Annotated in this window: 15 protein-coding genes; all 15 read right to left on the bottom strand. The window is 48.7% G+C overall.

Features of this window, described 5'->3' with window-relative positions; all coding sequences use genetic code 11:
- Positions 1–19: 19 nt before the first annotated feature.
- The 15 genes from DWX68_RS01565 to DWX68_RS01495 all read right to left on the bottom strand — a co-directional run bounded on the left by DWX68_RS01565 (position 20) and on the right by DWX68_RS01495 (position 17,019).
- Positions 20–1,117, bottom strand: coding sequence for a biotin-dependent carboxyltransferase family protein (locus DWX68_RS01565; RefSeq protein ID WP_118522218.1), 1,098 nt, complete (start codon positions 1,115–1,117; stop codon positions 20–22).
- 2 nt (positions 1,118–1,119) lie between these two features.
- Positions 1,120–1,848, bottom strand: coding sequence for a 5-oxoprolinase subunit PxpB (gene pxpB / locus DWX68_RS01560; protein ID WP_022358506.1), 729 nt, complete (start codon positions 1,846–1,848; stop codon positions 1,120–1,122).
- Positions 1,849–2,071: 223 nt separating this feature from the next.
- Positions 2,072–3,295 carry an NRAMP family divalent metal transporter gene (locus tag DWX68_RS01555; RefSeq protein ID WP_107000770.1) on the bottom strand — a complete coding sequence of 408 codons (1,224 nt, stop codon included), beginning with the start codon at positions 3,293–3,295 and terminating at the stop codon, positions 2,072–2,074.
- A gap of 24 nt (positions 3,296–3,319) precedes the next feature.
- Positions 3,320–4,081: a 5-oxoprolinase subunit PxpA gene (locus DWX68_RS01550; protein WP_022358636.1), complete on the bottom strand. Its 762-nt coding sequence runs from the start codon at positions 4,079–4,081 to the stop codon at positions 3,320–3,322.
- Between the two features lie 353 nt (positions 4,082–4,434).
- Complete coding sequence (locus DWX68_RS01545) at positions 4,435–5,799, bottom strand: sigma-54 dependent transcriptional regulator (protein WP_107000771.1); 1,365 nt, start codon at positions 5,797–5,799, stop codon at positions 4,435–4,437.
- A gap of 75 nt (positions 5,800–5,874) precedes the next feature.
- Positions 5,875–7,191, bottom strand: coding sequence for a HAMP domain-containing sensor histidine kinase (locus DWX68_RS01540; RefSeq protein WP_118628429.1), 1,317 nt, complete (start codon positions 7,189–7,191; stop codon positions 5,875–5,877).
- 61 nt (positions 7,192–7,252) lie between these two features.
- A complete protein-coding gene (locus tag DWX68_RS01535) occupies positions 7,253–8,680 on the bottom strand; it encodes a sodium:solute symporter family protein (protein ID WP_118293461.1) in 1,428 nt (475 codons plus the stop codon).
- A gap of 2 nt (positions 8,681–8,682) precedes the next feature.
- Entirely contained in the window at positions 8,683–9,714 is a 1,032-nt protein-coding gene (gene truA, locus DWX68_RS01530; protein ID WP_118628428.1) for a tRNA pseudouridine(38-40) synthase TruA, read from the bottom strand.
- A gap of 156 nt (positions 9,715–9,870) precedes the next feature.
- Positions 9,871–10,872, bottom strand: a complete 1,002-nt coding sequence (locus DWX68_RS01525; protein WP_118481850.1) for a succinylglutamate desuccinylase/aspartoacylase family protein — start codon at positions 10,870–10,872, stop codon at positions 9,871–9,873.
- 50 nt (positions 10,873–10,922) lie between these two features.
- Positions 10,923–11,705, bottom strand: coding sequence for a dipeptide/oligopeptide/nickel ABC transporter ATP-binding protein (locus tag DWX68_RS01520; protein ID WP_117796485.1), 783 nt, complete (start codon positions 11,703–11,705; stop codon positions 10,923–10,925).
- The gene (locus tag DWX68_RS01515; protein ID WP_107000777.1) at positions 11,693–12,547 is read right to left on the bottom strand and encodes an ABC transporter ATP-binding protein; all 855 of its coding nucleotides are present in this window, start codon (positions 12,545–12,547) and stop codon (positions 11,693–11,695) included. The genes DWX68_RS01520 and DWX68_RS01515 overlap by 13 nt, the downstream gene beginning before the upstream one ends.
- Positions 12,544–13,368: a nickel/cobalt ABC transporter permease gene (gene opp1C / locus DWX68_RS01510; RefSeq protein ID WP_107000778.1), complete on the bottom strand. Its 825-nt coding sequence runs from the start codon at positions 13,366–13,368 to the stop codon at positions 12,544–12,546. Before opp1C ends, DWX68_RS01515 begins: the two co-directional genes overlap by 4 nt.
- Positions 13,368–14,309, bottom strand: a complete 942-nt coding sequence (gene opp1B / locus DWX68_RS01505) for a nickel/cobalt ABC transporter permease (protein WP_117796486.1) — start codon at positions 14,307–14,309, stop codon at positions 13,368–13,370. The genes opp1C and opp1B overlap by 1 nt, the downstream gene beginning before the upstream one ends.
- 11 nt (positions 14,310–14,320) lie before the next feature.
- Positions 14,321–15,946: a nickel ABC transporter substrate-binding protein gene (gene nikA / locus DWX68_RS01500; protein ID WP_118481853.1), complete on the bottom strand. Its 1,626-nt coding sequence runs from the start codon at positions 15,944–15,946 to the stop codon at positions 14,321–14,323.
- A 170-nt stretch (positions 15,947–16,116) separates the two neighbouring features.
- A complete protein-coding gene (locus tag DWX68_RS01495; RefSeq protein WP_107000780.1) occupies positions 16,117–17,019 on the bottom strand; it encodes a LysR family transcriptional regulator in 903 nt (300 codons plus the stop codon).
- Positions 17,020–17,138 lie beyond the last annotated feature (119 nt).

Raw genomic sequence — 17,138 nt, 5'->3', positions numbered from 1 at the left:
CTTTCAATACATCTGAGGTTTATCTGAATCTTTCAGTCTCTTCCTCTAATTCAACCATATATTCAGTTCCATCGATCACAACCCGGTAGGTTCCAATCGGATTCCAGTATCTCTTCGATTCACATCCAACCGCTACCTGAATCACCGCATCGAGTTCTCCGCACGATTCCGGTACTTTTGCCAATTCTTCTTTGAGTGCCTTGAGTTTTTCCACCTGCTCAATGTAGAGCTTCTGTGCTTCCTCAACCGTTACTTTCTGGAAATGTACTTTATAACCCGGTCTGGACTGTGCAACCAGCGGAAGATCCACAGAGATAACACCAGCAATCTTCGTATAACCGCCGGTGGTCTGATGATCCGCCATCATGATAATCGGTTGTCCGTGGGACGGCACCTGAATCGCACCAAAGGCGATACCGTCTGTAATAATATCGCCACCATTTTTATGCTCGATGACCTCGCCCTCAAGACGGCAGCCCATACGGTCGGACTCATTCGTAAATGCATATGTGCTGCTTAAGAACGTCTCTACACCTTTCTCGGTAAAGCAGTCATCCTGCGGTCCCATGACAACGCGGATGGTTTTCTCAGTCTGGGAGAAGTCCTCCGGCGTCACTTTTCTCTTTCTCATATTTGGAAGGGTCGTCTTCGGAGCAGCAAAACCAATCTCGTCTCCGCCGCCGATCTTTCTTCCCTGATAACCGCCTACTTTCAGCTTTAAGTTAGTGGATTTGCTGCCCATCTGTACCGGGATATCCAGCCCGCCTGCCACTGCAATGTACGCGCGGCTTCCACTTGTCATACCGGCAAAGTTCATGGAATCGCCCTTATGTACTAAAACTGCCTGATACATCGGAAGATCTTTTCCATTTACCTTCGGAACCAGATTGCCGCCGGTTACTGCGATAATATTGTCTTCTGTAAATTCCATCATCGGTCCCATCAGGGTTACTTCCAGAACCGCCTCGTTTTCATCATTTCCCACCAAAATATTCGCGATCGCTGCGGAACGCTGATCCATAACGCCTGATACAGACATACCGGACTCCTGATAGCCGGTGCGTCCCATGTCCTGTACGGTTGTGAGGAATCCGCCGCTTGCAAACTTAATGCCCATCTTTATACCTCCTTATCGTACACAACGTATTTGTAGGTTCCATCTTCGACTTCTTTTTCGATCTTTTTATACTCTTCCTCGGTTACTGCAGCAAACTTGATATACTGTCCCGCTTCCAGAAGCACTGGTTTCTCGCGGTCTGCATCATAGAGTTTTAACGGAGTCCGTCCAATTAACTGCCAGCCTCCCGGAGATGCTACCGGGTAGATACCGGTCTGCTCACCGGCAATACCAACGGAGCCGCCCTCAATCTTCACTCTCGGGCTCTTCAGACGCGGGGTTGCGATCTCTTTGCTCATGCCGCCCAGATATGGGAATCCAGCGATGAATCCAATCATGTAGATTAGATATTCTTCAGATGTATGAATCTTGATGACCTCTTCCACGGTCTTGTGATTGTGCTCCGCAACATTTTCAATATCCGGACCCATCTCTCCGCCGTAGAGAACCGGAATTTCGATAACGGTTGGCGGCGGGATCGGAATGCTGGATAAGGAACCCATCAATTTATCAAATTTTTCTGTGAGTGCCTTGAATCCGATCACTTCCGGATGATAATGTACTAATAAGGAGCGGTATGTCGGAACCGTCTCCACAATTCCCGGTATATCGCTTTTTTCAACCGCAATCTTGAATGCGCGGATTTTCTTGTTGATCTCCGGGCTGATTTCATTGCCAAACTCAACGCACACAGCGCTGTCGCCCGCTACAAGGTATCTTACCTCGCTCATATATACCTCCTGTCAGATAAACGAAGCCCCCGCCTGCCTGTTCTGCTTTTCTTCGAAAAACCTAAAAACTGCTTCCGACCCAACAAGCCAGTTACAGGGAAACGCCCGGCAGACCTGCTGCCATAAGCCAGCCATCTGCGTGCTCATCCAGCCAGTCCGCCGGGCGCCTGTCCGTTTAATCGTTTTTTATTATTTTACCACATTTTTTGCATTTTTTCATTCATTAACCAAAGATGGTAAGAATCTTCGGCAGAGCCTTGATTCCTGAGTAACCGGTCAGAAGAACAACGCATACACCAAGTACGATGAGTACGGTCGGATGTTTGTAATTTTCACCGACGATATCTTTCCTGCGGCTTGCCAGAAGAATGACAAGCAGTGTAATCGGAAGAATCAGTCCGTTTACGGAACCTGCCAGAACCAGAAGAGTTGCCGGCTGTCCAAGTAATGTCATGATAACGGTCGATACAGCGATGAAGCCGATAACGAACCATTTCTCATTCTCCATGATGAACGGATGCAGGGTCTTTAAGAAGGATACGGATGTATACGCTGCACCGATGATGGAGGTGATAGCTGCAAACAGGATAACCAGACCGAAGATCTTGTAACCGATGATGCCTGCGCCTGCCTTAAAAGCTGCTGCTGGCGGGCTTGCTACCCATGCTTCGCTTCCAACAACTTCCGGAGTTGCTGTAACAACGCCTAAAACTGCGAGGAACAGTAAAATTCTCATAACACCCGATACGCTGACGCCCATTAATACGGAGCGGCGAACGTGCGGAAGATCCTTGGTTCCGGAGAAACCTGCATCCAGAAGACGATGTGCACCGGAGAATGTGATGTAACCGCCGCAGCTTCCGCCAAGCAGGGTAATAATCGGGAATACCAGATTCGGGAATTCGTTCAGATGTCCAACACTGCCGATTGCCTCAACAACCGGAGGTTTGGAACGGAATGCTACATAAAGTACGGTAACAATCATGATGCTTCCTAAGTATTTGGTCAGCTTATCCATGAAGTTTTTCGCATCCTTGGATAAGAAGATCAGGATACCGATGACACCGGCTACAACGGTTCCGACTTTCAGTGGGAAACCGAATACGATATTAAAACCGGTTGCGGCGCCGCCGACGTTACCGATATTGAATACCAGACCGCCGAGAGACACAAGGAACGCAATGAAATATCCGAGTCCCGGAACAACTTTATTTGCGATATCCTGTCCACGCATACCGGACACACCGATGATGGACCAGATATTTAACTGGGTTGTAACATCCAGAAGAATGGTGCAGATGATTGCCAGTGCGAAAATAGAGCCATACTGACCGGTAAAGGTTGCAGTCTGTGTCAGGAAACCAGGTCCGATCGCAGACGTTGCCATCAGGAACGCGGCGCCAATCAGGGCTGTCGTGTTCGCATTACTTTTTTTCTTTTCTCCCATATTTTTCTTCTCCTTATATACGTATTAGCGGAACAGATTTTTAATCTCCACTCCCTCGGCTACCAGGGTCTCACGAATGTTCTTTACGAACTCCAGCGCTTTTGGGTTGTCTCCGTGTACACAGATGGAATCTGCCTTGATGGAAATGTCGTTTCCGTTGATGCTCTCAACTTTTCCTTCTTTTACCATTCTTACGACACGTTTGATTGCCAGGTCTTTATCTTTGATGACTGCTCCCGGAAGTTTTCTGGAAACCAGGGTTCCGTCATCGTTGTATGCACGGTCTGCGAACACCTCGCTCGCTGCCTGTAAACCAACCTCCTCGGCTGCCTTGATCATCTGGGATCCTGCCAGACCCATGAAGATGATATCTTTATCTACTTCATAGACTGCTTCACACATCGCTCTCGCCAGCTTCTCATCAACAGCTGCCATGTTGTAGAATGCGCCGTGCGGTTTTACGTGCTGGATTTTTACGCCCTGGCTCTTAGTAAATGCGCTCAATGCGCCGAGCTGGTATTTCAGATATGCTTTCGCTTCTTCCGGAGTTACCACCATGTTTCTTCGACCGAAGCCCATCAGATCCGGAAATCCCGGATGTGCTCCTACTGCGGTTCCGTATTTCTTTGCCAGTGCGATGGTCTTATCCATAACCATCGGATCACCTGCATGCCATCCACAGGCTACGTTGGCGGAAGACACGTACTGAAGAATTTCTTCATCCATACCAATCGTATAGTTACCGAAGCTCTCACCTAAATCACTGTTTAAATCGACATAAAACATGGTTCATTCCTCCCTTTCTTAGCTCACACATCTCATTTTTGCGGCTTAGCGTTTCTTCTGTCTGTTTTCAACAACCATCGGAAACTATTTTTAAGATGAGATGTTTTTTGTATGTTCCCCTTGTTTTTTTGCTTCTAATGATATTTTATCTGACTTTTATGTATTTTTCAATCATAATTTTAATATTTTTTAAAATAATTTAATTTATATACAAAAATCGTGCAAAAACGCACGTTTTAGGCGTGCGTTTTTGCACGATGTGATTTTTTGCACTCTTTTACCATTCATTCCTGCACCCGGTTTACCAGACAACCGTTTTCGTCCTTCCTCCTGATACAGTTTTTCTGCTTTTTCTACTTCTCCCCGTCTTCCCGCTCCATCTTCCGTTTCATTGAGAACCGGGTGACGCCGAGCAGTGCCGCCGCCCGCGTCAGGTTATTGCCGGAAAGTTTCAACGCCTCCGACATATATCGTTTCTCCAGCGCCGCGACCTCCTGCTCGAGGTCGATCGGTCCTTTTTTCAAATCTTTCAGATAGATGCAGTCCCCGCTCTCCGGCCTTGCCTCCCGCTCGACCGGCGCCAGCTCCACGTGTTTTTCCAGGATATTTCCCTGGCTGAAGAGAAAACAACGCTCAAAAATATTTTTAAGCTCCCTGACATTGCCTTTCCAGTCGTACAAGAGCAGCTCCCGCATGAAATCCGGATCCACTTTTTCGATATTGCGGGCAAAGGCTTTATTATAATAGTCAAGGTAATAGTCACAGAGCACCGGGATATCCTCGCGCCGGTCACGAAGCGGCGGAATCTCGATCTGCATGACATTCAGCCGGTAGAACAGATCCTCCCGGAATTGCCCCGCCTTGATCGCCTCCTCGAGATTTCTGTTCGTCGCCGCAATGATCCGAACATCGACCGCCGTGTCCTCCAGCGCGCCGATCCGCTTAAATTTCCGGTCATCCAGGAAGGTCAGAAGTTTCGTCTGCATCGCCATCGGCAATTCGCCGATCTCGTCCAAAAAGACCGTACCGCCGTCCGCCAGCTCAATCAAGCCCTTTTTCGTCTTGAGCGCCCCCGCAAACGCGCCGCGCTCGTAGCCAAAGAGCTCGCTCTCCATCAGATTTTCCGGAATCGCACCGCAGTTAATGCGTACCATCAGGTTATCCTTGCGGGCGCTGTTCGCATGAATCTGCCGCGCCACAACTTCCTTGCCCGTTCCCGTCTCCCCGCGCAGGAGTACATTGACCGACAAATTTTCCCCAAGCACCTGAATAAGGTGCCGGATCCGGGCAGCTGCCTCACTGACACCTAAAAACTGCGGCACATCGCCTTTCAGGAAGACGAGTGAATCCCGGTTGCGCTTCTGCTCCAGACACCGCTTGATCAGCATATCGATCTCATCCACATCAAACGGCTTTAAAATATAATCATATGCACCGCGCTTCGTCGCCTCAACCGCCTGGGAGACGGAACCGTACGCCGTCATCATGATGACCTGCAGTTCCTCATCTGCATTTTTGAAATTGACAATCTCATCCATCCCGACACTGTTTTCGAGGAGATTGTCGAGAAGGAGCACACCCGGATGATATTTCCTGACAAACTCCAGCCCTTCCTCGACGGTTGCGGCTGAATAGGCGTCATATCCCCTGTCTTTCAGTCCTTCCTCCAGTGTATAGCGAATCAGAAATTCATCGTCCACAATCAAAATTCGATCCATGTGCATCCTCCTCCCTGTTTCATAACATTATACTCTAAATACTAAATTCGTGAAATACCTCATTAAATGGTCACACTATACCATTTTCCCCGGAAATTTTAAAACCACGTCTGTCCCTACCCCCGGCTTGCTCACGATCTCCATCGTTCCTCCATTTGACTCCACCAGGCGGCTCACGATTGAGAGCCCAAGCCCGGTTCCGTTGATGCTCTTTGTATAAAATGGTTCCAGCGCCTTGGAGACTTCTTCCTCCGTCATGCCTTTTCCGTTGTCCTGCACCGTCACAATCACTTCTTTCTCCTGCGCGGCTGCCATAAGCTTAATCTGTCCCTCGCGGTCCGGTACCAGCGCCCTCAGGCTGTTGCTGATCAGGTTGTGAATGATCTGGCGAAACTCATTTTCATTGAGACACGCCCTCAGTCCCTCTTCTGCCTCCACAAAAAGCGATGCGCGGCGGCTGTCCGGTCCTTTCGCATAGATCATTCCGATCTCCTTTAAAACACCGGTCACAGAAATCTCCGTTTTCGGTGATTCACGCCGGATTGACAAAGTCAGAAGGTTCATGATCAGCGCCGTGACACGGTCGATCTCATGGATCATGCTGTCACAGAGCATTTTATCGCCGTCCTTGACCGTCCTGCCCTTTAAAAGCTGAATGCCGGAGCGGATGCCCGCGATCGGGTTCTTGATCTCATGCGCCAGCGTCGCTGCCATCCGGCTGGTATATTCCATTTTCGTGTAATTATCCATGTTTTTGAGCAGCCCCTCAAAGGTAACCGCCAGCTGTCCGATCTCGTCGTGGCGGCTGACCGCCTCAAAACGGTATTTCTGATAACTGCCCTTGTTTTCCTCGATTTCCTTACAGGTATGGCTCATCCGGCGGATGGGGCGCGTGATACTGTGGGAAATGAAAATGCTTGCCTGGCAGATGAGAATCAGCGACGCGATCGCGCCGACTACCAAATAGCTCTGCTGCTCTAAGATGCGTTCCCCGAATATTCTCTCATCCATCCGGTACTCCAGCCGCCAGCCAAATGGATTGTCCCCCTTGCTGACTGCCAGTACCGATGTGTTTTCCCAACGGGTTCCAGCCGTGATCTCCTCACCGTCACGATCCAGAATCCGAATCCGCCCGCGCTCAAAATTCCGGTATTTTTCCGCGATCTCCTCCTCCGGCAGACGCTTTTCCAGAAAATGCAGATCGCGGTTTACATCCTCAAACAGCGTATCCGCCAGCTCCAGCTCGCTGTTTTTCTGCATCGTGTAGCCATTATAATAGGAAATCACGCTGAAACTTCCGATGACAAGGATTCCCACCAGAACAAAGGGAATCATGACCTCATTTTCAATCTGGAAAAACCAATTTGAAAGACGTTTCAGCCATTTATTCATCGCTCGTTTTCGCCTCCTTCTCGCTGTTGTCTGACAGCTTCATGTTTCCAAATGCCCGCCTTTAGCAAGCACGTTTTTTCCATATACTCTCCAGCACCGGGGCAAGGACAAAAACCAGGGTCGAACACAGCGTCACCGGAAATCCCCAGTAAACCGGCAGCTCGCGTGGCTGAAGCAGCACCGTCCCGGTTACCCCTGTCACAAATGCCGCCCATGCGCCCGTCCTCGTTGCCCGCTTATAATAAAGCGTGCCGTAGAGAAGTGGCGTCAGAATTGCTGAAAACAATCCCCAGATATCCGCGCCGAAAAACAGGCTGTTGGACGGTGGATTTAAGGAGAGCAGAAGCGCCAGCGTTCCGCCGAGAAAGATAAAGAGCTGCGTCAGCCCCAGGATACGGTCCTCTGTTTTCTTCCATTTTCCATACTGCGCCGCCACATCGTAGGACATCATCGAGCCAATCAGAAGCAGCTGCGAGTTCGCCGTCGACATGCACGCGCCGATCACGCTGATTAAGAAAAATCCGCTGAACCGCGATCGGAGCAAATAATTAATTGCGTAGACAAAAATATCGTCTGATCCGAAGTAATAGGACAGATAAGGAAACAGGATCCGAAGCCCCAGACCGATCTGGGTCAGGCAGAAATAAAAAAATGTCAAGAACACCAGCGAACAGATCAGGACTTTCCGCGCCGTCTCACGGCTCTTTGCCGCCACAATCCGGATCAGATACTGTGGGTTCGCTGCCAGCCCCATACCCCAGCCAAAAAACATCGTGAGGTACATGGTAAGGCTGTAATCTTTCATCAGATTTCCAAAACTGTCCGTCCCGCTGCCCGCCGCATTTCGGCTAAACACCTCCGCGTTTGTCAAAAATCCGCTTCCCTCTATTCCTCCGACCACGACAAAATAGACAACCACTATACTGATCGTGAGCATGATAAGGTTTCCGCCATCCGTCTTGGTAACCGAATTGAATCCTCCAAAGGTAGAATACAGAATAAACAGATAAACCAAAAAAATTGCAACTTTATAATCAATATTTAAAAGCGTCGCCGCCGCAATTCCAAATCCCTTTATCTGGATCACCAGATAAAAAACGTAACCGCCCGAGAGCAGCAGCGCACAGCAGGTCCGCAGAAAGCGGGAATGGTAGCGCTCCCCGATAAACTGCGGGATCGTGAGCATGTCGCAGTCATAGATACGACCGCTGATGAGATACAGCAGCCCCGCGCCGATGAACCACGGGATAACCGTCACAGCGATCACGGAGGTTCCATTTTCAAAAACATTGCCCGTGTATCCCAGAATGGTCGCAGCGGACACCCAGGTCCCGACGAAGGTGGAAAACAGCCGCCAGAACCCGCATTTCCGTTCTCCGATAAAAAATTTCCCTATCGAATCGCTCTCACCGAACGATGATTTTCCTATAATCAGGATAATCAGCGAATAGACGCTGAAACAGACCAGATAATCAAATGTTCTACTCATGCTCACCGATGTTCACCCTCGTAGACGGCTTCCAGCCAGCCTTCTTCCGTCTCCGGCTGCCGTCTCAGCCGGTAATATCCGCAGATGCTCCCCTCTTCTCCAAACGTATCCCGCACAAACACCCGTTTCGCGCCGTTTCGGTATGCCTGATGGATCACGCGGCGCAGCACGCCGTCAAGCTCTTCCGGCTCACAGCGCTCGATCGTGAGGTATGCAAGCCCTTTCTCCGGGACATTTCTCTGATCGAGCACATAGTGCCAGTGCTTATTTTCGCCCTCCAGGTACGGTGCCAGCTCTTTTTCATACTCCAGGCTTACGAGCGTCAGCCCGCGTGCTGGGATCGTAGGACCTGCTGCCGCCCGGTTTTTCTCCTCCAGAATCTCCTCCATCTTCTCCGGCGGGTAAACTCCCATGCCGATCTTAACCAGCGTCCCGGCGATGATCCGGACCATGTTGTAGAGAAAGCCGCTGCCGCTGATCCGGATGGTAATAAGGTCATTTACCTTGGTGATATCTAAGCTGTAGATGGTCCGCACCGTCTCCTCCGCCTGGGTCCGCACCGTACAAAAGCTCTTAAAATCGTGCTCGCCGATGAGATAGGATGCCGCTTTCTGCATTTTCTCTAAATCCAGATTGAAATAGCAGAAATAGCTGTATAAGCGCTGCAGCGGCATATCGATCTTGCGGTTTAAAATCTTGTATTCATAGGTTTTCACGCAGTTTGCCTTGCGTGGATGGAAGGTAAGCGGCACCTCCTCCGACGCCTGGATCCGCACATCGTCCGGCAGGCGCTGGTTGAGTGCAAAGCAGATCTTATCCCCCGGAATCCGGCTCTCGGTATCGAAAACTGCCACATTTCCCATCGCATGGACACCCGAATCCGTCCGGCTCGCCCCGATGACCTGGATATCCTCTTTTAAAAGAGAAGAAAGCGCCTTGTTTAACACTTCCTCGATCGTGACTCCGTTGGGCTGTAGCTGCCACCCGCAGTAGGCGGTTCCGTCATAGGAAACCACTAGCTTAATTCGTCTCATATATATTCCTCTATTTCTATATTTATCCTCAAAAATCTATTTTCTGCTATTTATCATACCATATAATCCCCTTTTTTTGACAGATATTTTTTTATTGACCGTCTTTTCCTATGCAAAAAGCACCTTTGGATCCTTTCATCCAAAGATGCTTTTTTCTTAGCATTCGCCATATGCTACCAGCGGTTCTCCCTCACTTACCCCCAGTGACAAGGTATAGTAAAAGACCATGCCGTCAAGCTCTGATTCATAACGATACATCAGGCTGCCGTCAAGCCGCCGGATTTCTCCCAGTAAATCTCCTTTTTTCAGGCAGCTTCCTTCCCGGATAGCCGGATACCAGAATCCATTTCCCGGTGCCTCCAGATAGCGCATGATCCGAATCTCCCTTTGCTCTATTTTCCCGGATGGAAGTACCTCTGATTCCGGGGAGCTTTCTGAATCTTTTAAATTCATTCCTTTGACTGATTCCAGAATACTTTCTGGCAAAATATCCAGATGAACCAGCAGTTCATACAGGTTTATCCGATATGCATCCACCTCCCGTTCTGTCCAACGTCCCAGTCCGCCCCGTTCTAGTAGAAGAGCCGGGATTCCTTTCTGCGCTGCCCAGCTGTACAGACCATTTTTCGCCGTTGATGCCACTCTCCACGACAAAGACATCGCTCTTGCCGCTGCAGCCGCCTTTTTTTCTACCGTCTCGCCTGCTGCCACCGGAAAAAAGGCAAACGGAACTACCATCTCGTGAATATCTCCACTATGGAGATCCACGAGGAAGTCCGCATCTGGATACAGATACGTTTCCACAGCTGCTGCTATCTTCGCTGACCGGCTTCCCATTTCCGTTCCCGGAAATGCCCGATTTAAATTGACACCATCCTCCGGTACCAGCTGCTTGATTTCCTTATAAAATCCACCTTCATTAGCAATCGGAAGAAATACAACCTCTCCCTTCATCTGCCTCGGATCCAGTTCCTGAATCAGACGGGAAACTGCCAGAATTCCTATGTACTCACAGCCATGTACCCCCGCTGTAACAATCAACCGTTTTCCCGGTCTTGAACCACAGAAAGCCGCCGCTTTCAGGCTGCATTCCTCATCCACCGGAATTTTCAGCCACTGCTTCGTGCCTGCCTCCACCTTCGTTTCATATATTTTCATGTTCTATTTCCTGTTCTGAGAACTTTTCTGCTCCTTTTACTCAATTCCATCTAAACGATCGCCTGCAGCAGCCTGCGCGCATATTCATCCGTTGTCTTTCCCAGCTCCCGGACCGGACGGCATTCTGTGATATGTCCGCGGTATAAAAACAGCACCTCATCGCACAGATAGGTAACCGACGTCAAATCATGCGTAATAAATACATACGTCAGATTCAGTTTCTCCTTTAAATCTATAAGCAGATCCATAACCTGCACCTGCGTATGTGCATCCAAAGATGAAATCGCCTCATCGAACAGAATTATCTCCGGTTCGCAGGCTACCGCCCGGGCAATGCAGACTCGCTGGAGCTGACCGCCGGACAATTCATGGGGATATCGATCCAGAAAATCTGCACTTAGTCCCACCATCTCCATCAGCTCTCCGGCACCTTTTTTTATTTTCTCTCTTGAAAGCTTCCGGATTCCCTTTTTACGTGCTGCTGCCCGCTGTCCCTCCGCCAGAATATCCCGTATACGGAAACGCGGGTTCGCCGAGGTTGTATAATCCTGAAAAACAATACTGATTTTCTTCTGCAGATTCTTTCTCCCCTGACGGTTTCGATAAATCTCCTCCCCATCCAGAAGCACCTGCCCGGAATCCGGTTTTAAAAGTCCGCAAAGGACACGTCCAACCGTCGATTTTCCGCTTCCGGTTTCTCCTAAGATCCCCAGGCAGCTTCCCTTTTCCACCTGCAAAGATACGTCAAACAGCACCTGGTCCCTGGAGGTTCCAAACAATTTATCCTGACGCTCACTCCGGAAGCTGACACATATATCTTTTAATTCAAGCATAATTCCTCCTGATTATCCAGGCAAAGCCGGTAGCGCTCCATGACCGAGCGCCGTGTCTCTGCAAGCATCCGTGTATACGGATCCTTTGCATGCCTTAAGATATGTTCAAAATCGCCCTGTTCGACCAGTTTTCCTCCATTCATCACGACGATCTCGTCCGCAATCTTCGAAACCGCCCCCAAATCATGGGAGATAAATATCATCGCCGTATGACTTTCTTCCTTGATCCGCTGAAATTCCTTCAAAATTTCAGCCTGGGTGATGGCATCGATTGCCGTTGTCGGTTCATCTGCCACCAGAAGTGCCGGCTTCATCGCCAGTGCCAGCCCAATCATGATTCTCTGAAGCATTCCTCCGGAAAGCTGGTGTGGATACTGCCCCAGCACTTCCTCCGGATTATGAATTCTCATTTTTTCCAATACTTCCAGGGAAATCTCCCGGATCTTTGCCCGATCCCAATCTGTATGGGCTGCAAAGGTCTCGGCCATCTGGCTTCCAATCCGGTAAAGTGGATCAAAGCAGGTCATCGGATTCTGGAGAACCATGCCTATCTTCTGCCCACGCAGCCGCCGCAGTTCATCCCGTCCTGCCCGGCATAGATCCTTTCCCTCAAACCATGCCTGTCCTTCTATCCGGAACTGGCGGTCCAGAAGTCCCAGAATTGCTTTTACCGTCATGCTTTTTCCGCTTCCGGATTCTCCCAGAATACCCAGGCACTGCCCCGGCTCTACCTCAAAGCTTACATTCTCGACCAATTTTTTCTGTTTATTTCTGATTTTCAGTTCTACATTCAGTCCATCCACCCGCAGAATCGGCTGCACCCGCTCATGATTCAGGCTCATTTCTGCACCTCCTTCGGATCCAGCACATCCCGCAGGGCATCTCCCATCAGGTTAAACGCTGCTACCAGAATTACCACCGCAATTCCCGGAACCAGCATCTGTACCGGATTGCTGGTGAGGACATTCTTCGCCTCGCTCAGCATCGCTCCCCATTCCGGTGTCGGTGCCTGTACACCCAGTCCCAGAAATGAGAGGGTTGAAATATTGATAATCGCCCATCCGACATCCAGAGAGGATAAAACTGCCAGATCTGCCGCAATTGACGGTACAAGATGGCGAAATAATATAAAAGATTCTGGTGTTCCTATACATCGTGAAAAGCGCACAAAGTTCCGGTCACGATACTGCATAACACCTGTCCGGATCATCCGCGCATACCAGGCCCATTTAATAAACACATTGGCCAGAATTACATTCTGCACGCTGATTCCCAACAGGGCTACCACTGCAAACACCATGATCTGGCTCGGAAATGAAAGCATTACATCGACTGTGCGCATGATCACCTCTTCCACGATCCCGCGGAAATAACCTGCCAAAAGTCCCATCAACGCTCCCAGGCCAATCGTTCCAAGCATGGTCAGGACTGCCAGCCCCAGCGTCGGACGGATTCCATAAATCATTCTCGACAAAATACACCGTCCCAGATTATCGGTACCAAGTGGATACTGCTGGCTGAATCCGGCAAATTTATTTAAAATATCCGTTGCATACGGATCATTCGGTGCGATAAACGGTGCAAAGATCCCTATGAGCGCCACGATAAGCACCAGACCAATCGTTCCAACGGCCGCCCGGTTTCGAATCAATCGTCCTACCATCAATGACTCTCCTTTCTAAGACGCGGATCTGAAATTGTCTGAAGAATATCAAATAATAAATTAAATCCGACAAATAGTACTCCGATCAATAGCACATACGTCTGGATCACCGGATAATCCCGGTTAAAAATCGAGCTGATACAGAGTGTCCCAAGCCCCGGCCAGGCAAATACATTCTCAACGACGATCGTTCCGGAAATCAGCTGCGGTATGCTCATTCCGATCGCTACAATACAAGTATGCATCGAATTTTTCAAAATGTGTTTAAGAAGAATCTGCCGGTTTGGAATGCCTCTCACATTGGCATAGAGAACATAATCCTGTTTCATGTTTTCCAACATATTATTGCGGATCAGGCGGATATACGTCGATATATAACTCAATGATACCGTAAACGATGGCAGAATCAGGTGTTTAAAGCTCCCGCTTCCGCTCGTTGGAAGCAGATCCAGCTTGATCGAAACCAGCCAGATCAGAAGAAGCCCTACCCAGTATGCAGGCATCGCCGTTGTCATAAAAACAATCGCCCGCATGATGCGGTCAAACACACCATCCTTATAAACGGCACAGAGCACTCCAATCGGAATGCTCAGTACCAGAACCATCACAAACGATACACCCGCAAGCTGCAGAGTCGCCGGAAGACAGCGCATCAGTTCGCCCGCAACTGTACGGCTCGGATTGACGTAACTGATTCCAAAATCTCCCCTCAGACAGTCAGCCAGCCAGGAAATATATCGTATCAGATATGGTTTGTCCAATCCAAGTTCCGCCCTTACCTGTGCCACCGCTTCTTCTGTAATAATCGGTACCTGGCGGATGCGCAGTGCCACCTCCGCCGGATCGGATGGTATCAGGTTAATAAACACAAAACACACAAACGAAATGATAATAAGAAGCGGAATTGCCGACAGGATTCGTTTTATGATATATTGTTTCATTTATTTTTCCTTTATTTCTTCTCTCCAAAATAGAAATCAGCGAACGGAACCTCATACTGAGTCTGCGTAAAATGGAAGCCCTGCAGATCCGAACGGTAGATTGCCTTATTGCACTCATAAGTAAGCGGAATATAGACCGCATCCTCATGCAGACGGGTCAGCACAAATGTATACAGCTCCTGACGGCGCTCTTCATCCGTGGAAACCAGGATCTCTGTAATCGCATCATCGATATCTGCCTTATCTTCCAGTCCCTGCTGTGCCGCAAAATCTCCATAAACCGGAGCGCGCATCGCCGCCAGGGAGGACTGCGGGTCATACGGAGTTCCCCAGCAGATATTAAATACCATGTCAAAGTTTCCAGCCTTCATACTATCACGGTAAGACTGTTCTTCCTCTCCATGAATGTTCAGGGAGACACCCAGCTTCTGGTATTCGCTCTGGAGGTACTCCGCAATCGCTTTTTCCGTCACACTATCGCTGTTATAAAGCAGCTCCAGTTCCATTTTCTGGCCGTCTTTTTCACGTACGCCGTCTCCAGCCAACGTCCAGCCTGCTTCCTCCAGCATCTTCGTTGCTTCTTCCACATCATACTCATATGGGGTCAGATTGATATCGCAGTAAGGAACGGTAGATGCAAACAGTGTATCCGCCGGCTGTTCCAGACCATAAAAAATACCTTCTGAAATCGCTGCTTTGTTTGTCGCATGCTGAAGTGCCTTACGCACTTCCTTCTCATCCAGAATATCACGGGTTGTATTCAGTACAATCTGCCGGGTCGAGGTCGGATCCGATAACGCAACCGTAAAATTGTCATTTCCCGTATACTGGTTAATTGCATCCGCATCAATCATATTTTTACCGAAAATCAGATCAATTTCCCCTTTTTCCAGTGCCATGATACGCGTCTGATTATCCGGTATTACTTTTACCGTAATCTTTTTGATGGACGGCTGCTCCCCCCAATAGTTTTCGTTTGCTTCAAATACTGCATACTCATCTGTCACAAAATCGGTCAGGACATATGGACCTGTTCCAATGTATTCGTTTACGCCATCCTTTGTGCTTCCGTCCTTCATCGCCTTCGGAGAAATCATTGCAAACGGACGGGTAACTCCCAACTCTGTCAGCAGAGGATAGTACGGCTCCGACAGTTCGATCACAAAGGTTTTATCATCCGGAGCCGAAACCCCAACCAGAAGATTCATCATTTCCAGCCAGGTGTGACGATCTTTGTTTTCAATGATTGCATCAAAGTTTGCCTTGATCGCGTTGGCGTCACACACCTCTCCGTCCGAAAATTTCACTCCATCACGGATGTGGAACGTGTAGGTCTTTCCATCTTCACTGATATCCCAGCTCTCTGCCAGGCAGCCCTCATACCCATTTTCTGTAATATTGACTAAGGTCTCGTAGAGCATTTCCTGTGCATACATTTCACCTGCATACAGATGTGGATTCAGATCACGGATATCCCGGTAATTAACAAATACCAGTTCATCCTTCGTGCTCTCTGCCGATGCACTCTGCTCTGATTTTGTCCCTTCTGTACTGTTTGAAGCGTTTCCGCCACATCCAGCCAAGACAGCCACGGAAAGAACACCAGCTGCCGCTATGAGTCTTTTACTTTTTTTCATATATGTCCTCCTGTTATGCCTGACGCAGGTTTGAAAGCCTGCATCTCTTTTATCTACTTTGTTAAAACAATTCGTTTTTACCGGCAGATAAAAGGATAACATAGTTACGCACAACTAACCACTATCGTTTTACAGGGGGATTGCTATAACGATTTGTTATATCTAAACAATTAAAGCATTTTTTTGAAATGTTCTAAAAACCACGCTGCCTCCGCACTCAGCTTTTCTTCATTCTGGTAAATATATCCGATTACCAGAAATGGTTCACTATTCCGGATCTTCAGATTACGGATTGGATATTGTTTATAATCCTCATATAAAAAATCAATTCCCAGGCTGCAGATATCGCTCTGCATCAGGAGATTCATTGTCATATGATCGCTATTGGTATGTACAACCGTATTCAGCATATCCGTGCTGATCGCTCCCAGGCTCACATGGTTTAAATGATGCTCCATTGAGAAAAAATCCCGGATTCCGCTGACGAATTTTAACTGCGGAAGCTCGGTAAAATCGATACTCTCATCCTCATAACGCGGATGATTTGGTCCCACATAAACACAGGCAGGTTTGACATCCAGTTCCTGAAAAGACAATTTTTTGTGGGACAAAATATGCCGGAATGCCGGAACCTGTTTCTGTGCTACATACACAATCCCCAACTCCGAAATTCCCTGGGATACCTGATCACTAATCTCCTCCACACTGCCTTCCCGGTGGGAAATCTGGCACTCGCAGCCATATTTCTTATAAAAATCTGTCAGAAGCCTCGCAATCATGTTGCTCGGGTAGGTAGAAACGGTAAATTTCCGTTCCTGCGTATCTTCTGCCAGCGAGTTAATAAGACTCACATGATTTAAAATATTGTGTGCATACTCCCGGACCGTTTCTCCATATGGGGTAACCCTGAGCCCTCTGCTTGTCCGCTCAAATAACGCACGCCCCAGCTCCTGTTCCAGCATCCCGATCACCTTGCTGACATTCGGTTGGGATGTGTATAGGCATTCTGCTGCCTGATTAAAACTACCTTTTTCACAGGCAACCATAAAATATTCAAGCTGTTTTAATTCCATTGAAGTCCTCCTTCTGTTGTTCTCCATTCCACCTTATGTTAGCTGTAACTAACCAAAATACAAAAATCAAGAGGCACACAGCTTGCACAGCCTATGCACCTCTCTTTCGGTTCCAAAAG

The organism is Clostridium sp. AF20-7, from assembly GCF_003479275.1.
Classification (GTDB): domain Bacteria; phylum Bacillota; class Clostridia; order Lachnospirales; family Lachnospiraceae; genus Otoolea; species Otoolea fessa.
The sequence above is the reverse complement of the archived record's forward strand: the minus strand, read 5'-3'. Positions and strand labels throughout refer to the sequence as shown.